The 8,952-nt window shown below is 72.9% G+C and carries 9 protein-coding genes; 7 read left to right on the top strand and 2 right to left on the bottom strand.

Annotation, left to right across the window (positions count from 1 at the left end; all coding sequences use genetic code 11):
- Window positions 1-452 (bottom strand): gamma-glutamylcyclotransferase family protein (locus ESO89_RS10085; protein WP_164932777.1); only part of this gene is annotated, 452 nt, incomplete at its 3' end.
- A gap of 98 nt (window positions 453-550) precedes the next feature.
- Here ESO89_RS10085 and ESO89_RS10080 point away from each other — a divergent pair.
- The 6 genes from ESO89_RS10080 to ESO89_RS10055 all read left to right on the top strand — a co-directional run bounded on the left by ESO89_RS10080 (window position 551) and on the right by ESO89_RS10055 (window position 7,147).
- Window positions 551-1,708: an ATP-binding protein gene (locus tag ESO89_RS10080; RefSeq protein ID WP_164932776.1), complete on the top strand. Its 1,158-nt coding sequence runs from the start codon at window positions 551-553 to the stop codon at window positions 1,706-1,708.
- A gap of 106 nt (window positions 1,709-1,814) precedes the next feature.
- Entirely contained in the window at window positions 1,815-3,245 is a 1,431-nt protein-coding gene (locus ESO89_RS10075; RefSeq protein ID WP_128905386.1) for an MATE family efflux transporter, read from the top strand.
- Window positions 3,246-3,297: 52 nt separating this feature from the next.
- Window positions 3,298-4,806, top strand: coding sequence for a stage II sporulation protein M (locus ESO89_RS10070; RefSeq protein ID WP_128905385.1), 1,509 nt, complete (start codon window positions 3,298-3,300; stop codon window positions 4,804-4,806).
- A gap of 93 nt (window positions 4,807-4,899) precedes the next feature.
- Window positions 4,900-5,448 (top strand): Hsp20/alpha crystallin family protein, encoded by a 549-nt coding sequence (locus ESO89_RS10065; RefSeq protein ID WP_128905384.1) that lies wholly within the window; start codon window positions 4,900-4,902, stop codon window positions 5,446-5,448.
- 160 nt (window positions 5,449-5,608) lie between these two features.
- On the top strand, window positions 5,609-6,241 hold the full coding sequence (locus ESO89_RS10060; RefSeq protein ID WP_128905383.1) for a protein-L-isoaspartate(D-aspartate) O-methyltransferase: 633 nt from the start codon (window positions 5,609-5,611) through the stop codon (window positions 6,239-6,241).
- A gap of 99 nt (window positions 6,242-6,340) precedes the next feature.
- On the top strand, window positions 6,341-7,147 hold the full coding sequence (locus ESO89_RS10055) for a protein-L-isoaspartate O-methyltransferase family protein (RefSeq protein ID WP_128905382.1): 807 nt from the start codon (window positions 6,341-6,343) through the stop codon (window positions 7,145-7,147).
- Here ESO89_RS10055 and ESO89_RS10050 read toward each other — a convergent pair whose 3' ends face one another.
- A complete protein-coding gene (locus ESO89_RS10050; protein ID WP_128905381.1) occupies window positions 7,148-7,624 on the bottom strand; it encodes a DUF7382 domain-containing protein in 477 nt (158 codons plus the stop codon).
- 147 nt (window positions 7,625-7,771) lie between these two features.
- On the opposite strand from ESO89_RS10050, the gene ESO89_RS10045 reads away from it, so the two are divergent.
- Window positions 7,772-8,944: an ATP-binding protein gene (locus ESO89_RS10045; protein WP_128905380.1), complete on the top strand. Its 1,173-nt coding sequence runs from the start codon at window positions 7,772-7,774 to the stop codon at window positions 8,942-8,944.
- Window positions 8,945-8,952: the final 8 nt, after the last annotated feature.

Raw genomic sequence — 8,952 nt, 5'->3', positions numbered from 1 at the left:
CCGTCGCCGCTCCCCCCACCGTCGCCGCTCCCCCCACCGTCGCCGCTCCCCCCACCGTCGCCGCTCCCCCCACCGTCGCCGCTCCCCCCACCGCCCCCACCGCCGCCGTCGTCTCCTCCGTCCCCGCCGCCCGGCCACGCCGCGTCCGCGTCGAGTCGGTCGGGATCGCCGACGTACACCGCCGCCTCGTCCGGGTGGCCCTCGGGGGCGTCGAGCGGCACCGCAACCCGACGGTACAGTCCCTCTCCGACGCGCTCGTACTCGTCGAGGGCGTCCAGCGCCTCGGTTCGGAGGAGCCGTCCCGCGGTCTCGCCGCCCGGCGCGAGCGTCGGGTACCGCCCCTCCACGAGGCGGAGCCCGGACAGCGTCGCCGGCCCGACGTACACGTACGAGTCGAGCACCTCGGCGACCCGCTCCGGCTCGGTGAGCGTTCCGTACACGAAGACGTCCATATTGTGTGTGCGTCGTTCACATGCTTCAACGTTCTGGCAGCATCGCCGAACCGCCACCGATCCAAACGACTTTGTCCGTTCCGTCGATGATGACTGACATGTTTCGACCCCGCGGTCACCGGATCATCGCGGACATCGGGATCGCCCTGTTCCTCGCCGCGGCGGTCCACCACGGGTTCGAGGTCGGGTCCGTCGCGGGGGCGGCCGGGCCGCTGCTCGCGCTGGCGCTCGACGGCGGGATCGCGGTCGCCGTCGTCTACGCCGGGTCTCGGGTCGCTGCGGTGGATTTCGAACCTACCGAGGAGCGACGTGTCGCCCGGTGGACGGTCGTCGGCACGCTCACCGCGGTCGGCGCGATCGGCGCCACGTTCCTCGTTCGCGCCTTCGAGGGGCGCCCGCTCGTCGAGCCCGCGTTCCCGCTTCTGGTCGCCGCGGGCGCGGGGGCGCTCGCCGGCACAGTCGCGGGGTACTACGCGGTCAGAAGCGCGGCCGAGGCGCGGCGGGCGCGGGACGCGACCCGCGCGGTCTCGTTCGTGAACCACCTCCTCCGTCACGACCTCCGCAACGACCTCTCCGCGATCCGCGGATACGCCGACCTCGCGGACGGGGAGGTCGACCCCGACGGGTCGCCGCGGGACCTCGACGCCGACACCGTTCCCGACTCCCCACCGTCCGCCGTCATCGCGCGGAAGGCGGAGGAGGGGCTCGACCGGATCGAGGCGACGGGCGCGGTCGCGGACGCCCTCCTTGGACGGTCGTCGCTCCGGCGCGTCGACCTCGCCGAAACGACCCGGGACGTGCTGGCCGGGGTCGCCGACCGCCCCGGCGTGACCGTCGACGCGGACATCGCCGACGCGGCGCCGGTCCGGGCCAACGATGGCCTGCGCTCGGTGGTCGACAATCTCGTCGAGAACGCGGTCGAACACGCCGGCCCCGAGGTCACCGTCCGCGTCGCCGTCCGCGACGGCGACGAGCGGGTCACGCTGACGGTCGCCGACGACGGCCCCGGAATCCCGCCCGAGCGCCGCGAGTCGCTGCTCGGCGACGCCGGGGCCGACGCCGTAGCGACCGGCGTCGCCCCCGGCGACGACCGCTCCGGCGACGAAGAGACCGAGGCGGACGCGGTCGGCGGCCTCCGGATCGTCTCGACGCTCGTCGACCGCTACGGCGGCGACCTCGCGATCGGCGAGTCCGACCTCGGCGGGGTGCGGGTCGAGGTGTCGCTCCCGCGGGCGGAGCCGGGACAGGGGTCGTGAGCGGCCTCGGCGAGCGAGCGTTTCTCGAAGCGGCGAGCCGGTCGCATCCGGCGGGGGCCGCCGGCTCCGATACGTAAAAACCCCGTCCGTCCCTCAGCGGTGACACATGGACCTCCCGCGGCTGCGGCGCGTCTGGACGCGCGTGTTCTCGCTCGCGTGGCCGGTCATGGCGGAACAGACGTTCCGCACCGCGATGCGGACGACCGACGTCCTCGTCACCGCGCTGTTCTCGCCGGCGGCCGTGGTCGCGATCGGGCTCGCAGACCTCTACGCCCGGTTCCCCCTCCGGATCGGGCTCGGGCTCGGCGGCGGCGCGATTGCGCTCTCCTCGCAGGACACCGGTGCGGGCGCGACTCACAGGCGCGACGAGGCGGTGACGCAGGCGATCCTCGTCGGAGCGCTCTCGGGACTCCCCTTCGCGTTCTTCGGCCTCTTCTTCGGCGAGTACGCGATCGACGTGTTCGGGCGGCTCGTCGGCGAGCGGACCTCGCCGGCCGTCGTCGATCTGGGCTCGACGTACCTCGCGATCGTCTTCGCGACCGCCCCCGCGCGCCACGTCGCCCTCGTCGCCGCTCGCGCGCTGCAGGGGACCGGCGACACCCGCACCCCGATGTACGTCAACGCCGCCGCCAACTCCGTCAACATCGCGGGGTCGGTCCTCCTCGGACTCGGCCTGTTCGGCCTCCCGCGGCTGGAGGTCGTCGGCGTCGGCCTCGCGACCGCCGGCGCCAACGTGCTCACGGCCGGACTGCTGTGTCTCGCCATCCGGAGTCCGTGGACCGAGGCGTCGTTCGCGCGCCCCCGCGACCTCACGATCGCGAGCCAGCTCTTCCGGGTGAGCGCCCCCCGTGTGCTCGAAGGGTTCGGCTCGGCGATCGCCGAATTTCCGTTCAACGCGCTGCTCCTCGGCTTCGGCGAGCCGGTCAACGCCGGGTTCCAGATCGGGCGACGGGTGTACCAGCAGGTGACCGGCCCGCTCTCGCGCGGGTACAACGTCGCCGCCTCGGTGCTGGTCGGCCAGTCGCTCGGCGCCGGCGACCCCGACGAGGCCCGGTTCAACGGGTGGGCCGTCGCCGGACTGGGCGTGCTCACGGTCGGGACGATCGGGCTCGCCCTCGTCGCGCTCGCGCCTCGGCTCGTCCCCCTCTTTACCGACGACGGTCCGACGATCGCGTACGCGATCGACTTCGCCCGCGTCTACGGCCTCGCCGGCGCCGTCTTGGTCTGCTTCTCCGCGCTCTCCGGGGCGCTGCAGGGGGCCAGCGAGACCCGGGTCCCGCTCGTCGCCCGCGTCTCCGGGATGTTCGGCCTCTTCCTCGGAGCCTCGTGGCTACTCGGGCGCACGGCCGGGCTCGGGCCGCCGGGGGCGTACGTCGGCGTGTTCCTCGCGTACGCGTGGATGGCGCTCGTGGTCATCGCCGGCTTCCGCTACTCGGGGTGGGCGGACCGCGCCGCGGAGATGATGGCGGAACGCGGGAGCGGCACCGATGCGGACTCCTCGGTGACCGAAGGCCCGGCGGACCCGCCTTCCGAGTGACCGCCCGGATCGCTCGGGTCTTTTTAAGTATCCGACGGCCGAACCGGTTCGCATGGACCTGTCATCCGCGGTCTCCGCCACCGCGTCGACCCTCCGCCGACGCCCCGCCGACCTGCTCCCGTTTTACCTCCTCGGCACGGCGGTCCCCGTCGTCGCCCGGATGGGCCTCTTCGTCGCGCTCGCCGGGACGTACCTCCACTACGAGCTGACCGGCCGGCTCGCCGACGCCCGGCGGGCGCTCGCCGAGTTGGACCTGACGCCGCCCGACGCGCAGGACCCCGAGGCGGTTCAGGCGTGGGCCGAGAGCGTGGCGCCCGCGCTCGAACCGCTCGCGTCGCCGACCGCGTTCCTCCTCCTGACCGTCGGTACGGCGGTAACGCTTCTGTTGGCACTCCTGACGTACGCCGCGGTCTCCGCCGGACAGATGTCGGCGGTCGCGGGCCGGGTCCGCGGCGGCCGCGGGCTCACCGCCGGGATCGCCGGCGTGCGGGGGCGCTGGCTCACGTTCCTCGGCCTCTACGTCGCCGAGTTCCTGCTGTGGATCGGGGTGTCGCTGCTCGCCGCCCTAGCGATCGGCGGCGCGTTCCTCGTCAATCCCTTCCTCGGTGCCCTAGTCGCGCTCCTCGCGCTGCTCGTCGGACTGGTCGTCCTGCTCGTCGTCCGCGCGGTGTTCGCGTTCGCGCCGGCCGCGGTCGTTGTCGACGAGACGGGCGTGGTCGGCGCGGTCGAAGGGGCCGGCGGGTTCATCCGGTCGAACCCCGTCGACGCCCTCGCGTACCTCGTCGTCGCCGTCGGCGTACTCGTGGCGATCTCCTCGGCCGCGTCCGCGCTCGCGTTCTTCGGGGGCGGGGCCGTCGTCGCGCTCGCCAGCGCGGTCGTCGCCGCCCCCGCGCTCGATCTGCTCAAAACCGTCCTGTACGGCGACTACCGCGGCGAATTCGTCCCCGTCGAGCCGATCGACGCCCGCGTCCGGGACCAGTTCGTCGGCGGCGCCCGTCGTGGCTGGCGCGAGATGACCGACTTCGTCCGGCGAACCCCCGGCCTGCACGCGATCGCAGTCCTCGTCGGCGTCGGGTTCGGCGCGGTCGGCTGGCTCGCCGTCGACCCGTTCGTCGGCGCGGTCACCACGTCGATCGAGTCGCGGCTGGTCGGCCACATCCCGCCGGCGGCCGCGCTCAACTTCTTCGGGAACAACTGGTCGGTCGCGATCGCGACCTCGTTCGCCGGCGCCGCGCTCGTCGTCCCGGCGCTCTCGTCGATCGCGTTCAACGGGCTCGCGCTCGGGGCCACCGCGGCGTTAGAGGGGAACCTCGCCGCGCTGGTCGCGTTCGTCGTCCCCCACGGAATTCTCGAAATTCCCGCGCTGTTCGTCTCCGGCGCGCTCGGAATCCACCTCGGGATCGTCTCGTGGCGGGCGTTCCGCGGCCGCCTGTCCCGCGAGGCGTTCGCCGACGCGCTCGAAAACGCGTTCTGGGTGCTGATGGGGATCGGCGTGCTGATCGCGGTCGCCGCGTTCATCGAGGGGTTCGTGAGCCCGTACTACTGGCGGCCGTTCCTCTAGGCACCGACTTCGTCGTCCCCCTCCGTCGCTTTCCTCTCGGTCGACGACTCCCGCCCGTACGTTCAAGTCTCTCCGCCTCGAATCCTGACCTGTATGACGCGACGCGATCCCTTCACCGAGATAGAGGACCTGCTCGAACGGATGGGACGAGAATTCGAGGAACTCGGCGGCACGCTCGACGCGCCGGGACCCGGCGTCCCCGGATTCCCGGGTGCCCGCGACGTCGCCGTCGACGTGATCGAGGACGACGAGGCGATCACCGTGCTCGCCGACCTCCCCGGCTTCGACGCCGACGGGATCGAGGTGGAGTTCCACGACGACGCCCTCTCGATCGCGGCCACCCGCGAGGAGGCGCGGGACGCGGAGGCGACGGTCGGCGGGGATGACTCGGAGGCGACGATCGGCGGAGGCGACGCGGCTGGGGACGACGGCGATGAGACCGAGACCGACGACGCGGACGACGCGGACGTTCGCTATCACCGCCGCGAGCGGCGTCGCCGCGCGGTGTCGCGCCGGATTCCGATCCCCGAGCCGGTCGAGAGCGACGGTGCGACCGCCTCGTACGACGACGGCGTGCTCACCGTCACCCTCCCGAAGCGGTCGTCGTCTGATTCCGCCGGCCACAGCATCGACGTGAACTGACCGGCCGGCGATCGGACTCGCTCGTCGCCATCGTTTCGCACTTTCCGCACGGCTGCCGCGAGCTATCCTTTCGTCTTTAACACCCCCGCCGTTCTTTCTCCTTGTCGCCGTTCTTCCCTCCGCCGACAGTTTCTCCACTCGTCGCGTGCTAGATCAGCACATGGACGACGCCGATCACGAGGCGGCGCGCCGCGAGCTGGTCGCCGGGCTCCGCCGCCGGCTCGACGTCGACGAGCGGACGCTCGCGGCGATCGAGTCGGTGCCGCGTCACGCGTTCGTCCCGGATCGTCATCGGTCGCGCGCCTACGAGGACCGACCGCTCCCGATCGGCCACGATCAGACGATCAGCGCGCCGCACATGGTCGCGGTCATGACCGACCTGCTCGACGCCGGACCCGGCGACAGGGTGTTCGAGGTCGGCACGGGCTGCGGCTACCACGCCGCCGTCGTCGCCGAGGTCGTCGGCCCGGGAAACGTCTACAGCGTCGAGTACGTCTCGGAGCTGGCCGAGGCGGCCCGCGAGCGGCTCCGGCGGCTCGGGTACGACGTGACCGTCCGGGCCGGCGACGGGCGGACGGCGTTCCCGAACGAGTCCCCCTTCGACGCCGCGTACCTGACCTGCGCGCCGGCGGACGGAGTCCCAGACCAGATCGTCGACCGCGTGCGGACGGGCGGTCGGGTCGTCGCGCCGATCGGTCGCGCCGGCGCGCAGCGACTCGTCCGACTGACGGTCGGGAAAGACGGCGTCGACCGCGAGGACCACGGCGGCGTCCGGTTCGTTCCGATGCGGTGAGGAGCGGTGCGGTGGCGATCGATGCGACGACGACCGATGCGATGACGAACGTGGAGTGACGAGCGAGCGCTTTTAGAGGACCGAGCACCGAGTCCGGCTATGGACGAGGCATCGCTTCGGGCCGACATGATCGAGGGGCTCGAACACCAGATCGGCGAGACGCTGGACGAGCCCGTGTTGACGGCGCTCCAGCGCGTCTCTCGGGACCCGTTCGTCGACGACGCCTCGACGGCGGCCGGGGGCGAGACCACCCCGAGAGGCGGAAGCGGGGGGAACGGAGACCGATCGCTCGCGCCAGCGACCGTCGTGCGGCTGCTCTCCGCGCTCGATGCCGACGAGGGAGATGAAGTGCTCGTCGTGGGCGCGGGCGTCGGCTACTCGGTCGCGCTGCTCGCCGAGATCGCCGGCGCGCGACGCGTCCACGCGGTCGACATCGACCGCGAGGCGGTCGCAATCGCCCGATCGAACCTCTCGACGGCCGGATACGACGCCGTCCTCGTCGACCGACGCGACGGGGCGAACGGACTCCCCGAGTACGCCCCGTACGACCGGGTCCTCCTCGAAGCCGCGGTCGCCGAGCCGCCGCGCGCGCTCCGCGAGCAGCTCGCCGACGGAGGCCGGATCGTCTACCCCCGCGGGACGGCGGTCCAGACGATCGCCGCGATCGAGCCCGACTCGGAAGGGGTCGCGTCCGACGCCGCGGCCGACGACGATGACGCACCGACGGGGTTCCGGACGGTCGAGACGGCCGGCCCGGCGCGGCTCCAGCCGATGCTCGTCGACGGCGAGCAGCGCGGCGTCGAGCGGAACCGAACGCGACGGGAGGACGCCGAGCGCGCCGAGCAGGGCCACTTCGCGCGTCACGGCTGGGAGCAGGACTGGATCGACTGGGACGACCGCCTCTGATCACTCCGCGACCACCAGCACCTCGGTGTTCCCGCGCTCGTCGACGTAGTCCCCCTCCGCCGGCGGTTTCACCTCGACGGTGAGGGTGCCGTCCGGCTGGTTCGGTCCGAGCTTCGGGTCGACGTCGATCGTCGCGGTCCCGTCTGAGTCGGTCGTTCCGGTGGCGACGCCGTCTATCTGTGCCGATCCGCTTCGCACGATCACCGTCGCGTCCGCGACGCGAGAGCCGTCGGGATCGAGGACGGCGACGTCGAGCGACTGCTCGCCCGGCGTCGTCACCTCCGGCTGCGGCTGTGCGTCGAGTTCTGTCGCGGCCAGCCCGTCGATATCGCCGATCATTCCCATCATCACGCTGAGGCTCGCGACGCCGACGACGAGCGCGATGACCAGCCTGACTGGCAGGCCCTCGATCGCCCGACGGTCCGCGCGAAAAGATCGCTGATTCGCGGTGCGTCCGTCACGTTTCGAGTGCGGCATACCGTCGCTGGCCGCGGTATCTCCGATAAAGGGTCGGACGTGCCGGTCGAGCGACGACCCCACCGATCCCTCGACCGGCAGCCGCCACCGGACGGAGGCTCCGCGTCCGCCCCGGCCCTTTTGTACGATACCGAAACCATCGCGGCTATGCACGTTCTCGGGCGCGATTCCGGTTCGGGCGACAGCGCCGGTTCGGACGGTGGGGTCAGCCAGCCCGACGCGGGCGACGAGGTCGACAGCGAACGGCCGCCGACCGTCCGCCTCGGGTCGTTCCTCGCGCGAGACGGCAGCGCCGGGGTCGGGGTCGGCGTGGACGCCGACGGCCCGCACGCAGGCGTCGTCTTCGGCAAGCGAGGGACCGGGAAGTCGTACACGCTCGGCGTTCTCGCGGAAGGCCTCGCAGAGTCCCGCGGCGTCGCGCCGGTCGTGATCGACCCGATGGGGGTCTTCGGCGGGCTCCGGGCGGCCGGCGGACGGGTCGTCGAACCGCGAGTCCGCCCCGCGGCGATACCGCCGGAAGCGTGGCCGGACCTACTCGGGCTCGACCCCGCGAGCGGCCCGGGGAGCCTGCTGTGGCGCGTCGTCGCCGACGCTCGCGACGCTACCGCCGAGGGTGGCTCGGAGAGTTCGGACGGGTCGCCCTCGATCGCGGCGCTCCGCGACCGAGTTGACGCCGCGGACGCGCCCCCGGCGGACCGTCGCGCGGCCGCGAACCACCTGCGGCTCGCACAGTCGTGGAACGTGTTCGACGCGGACGCGCCGCCGGTCGCGCGGCTCGCCGGCGACGGGAGCCCGACCGTGATCGACCTCGCTGGCGCTCCGGAGGCGGCCGCGGCCGCGGTCGTCAGGGCGGTCGCCCGCGGGCTCTACGACGCCCGGATCGACGGCGAGCTCGACCGACTCCCGTGGCTGCTCGTCGACGAGGCGCACGCCTTCTTCGGCGGCGTCGCCGACCCCGCCCTCAGGACGCTGTTGACCCGCGGCCGCGCGCCCGGCGTCTCGCTGGTCTGCGCGACGCAGCGCCCCGGTGCGCTGCCGAGCGTCGCCGTCTCGCAGTCGGACCTGCTCGTTGCCCACCGGCTCACTGCCGAGCGAGACCTCGACCGGCTCGCCGAGGCGGAGGCGACCTACCTCGCCGGCGACCTCGCCTCGCGGCTCCCCACCGGGACCGGCGAGGCGCTTGTCGTCGACGACGCGACGGAGACGGCCCACACCGTTCGAGTCCGCGAGCGCCGGACTCCGCACGGCGGCGGGAGTCCACGGGCGAGCGGGACGAAGGCAGCCACGGGCGCCGCCGCGAAGTCCGAAGACCCAAGATAAGCGCCGGC

Source organism: Halorubrum amylolyticum (genome assembly GCF_004114995.1).
GTDB lineage: Archaea > Halobacteriota > Halobacteria > Halobacteriales > Haloferacaceae > Halorubrum > Halorubrum amylolyticum.
Note: the sequence above shows the minus strand (reverse complement) of the source record. Positions and strands in the feature narration are given on the sequence as shown.

Coding starts and splice junctions, on each gene's coding strand:
- ESO89_RS10080 (WP_164932776.1), top strand. CDS start 551: ATGTTTCGACCCCGCGGTCACCGGATCATCGCGGACATCGGGATCGCC.
- ESO89_RS10050 (WP_128905381.1), bottom strand. CDS start 7,624: ATGCCGCACTCGAAACGTGACGGACGCACCGCGAATCAGCGATCTTTT.
- ESO89_RS10070 (WP_128905385.1), top strand. CDS start 3,298: ATGGACCTGTCATCCGCGGTCTCCGCCACCGCGTCGACCCTCCGCCGA.
- ESO89_RS10045 (WP_128905380.1), top strand. CDS start 7,772: ATGCACGTTCTCGGGCGCGATTCCGGTTCGGGCGACAGCGCCGGTTCG.
- ESO89_RS10055 (WP_128905382.1), top strand. CDS start 6,341: ATGGACGAGGCATCGCTTCGGGCCGACATGATCGAGGGGCTCGAACAC.
- ESO89_RS10060 (WP_128905383.1), top strand. CDS start 5,609: ATGGACGACGCCGATCACGAGGCGGCGCGCCGCGAGCTGGTCGCCGGG.
- ESO89_RS10065 (WP_128905384.1), top strand. CDS start 4,900: ATGACGCGACGCGATCCCTTCACCGAGATAGAGGACCTGCTCGAACGG.
- ESO89_RS10075 (WP_128905386.1), top strand. CDS start 1,815: ATGGACCTCCCGCGGCTGCGGCGCGTCTGGACGCGCGTGTTCTCGCTC.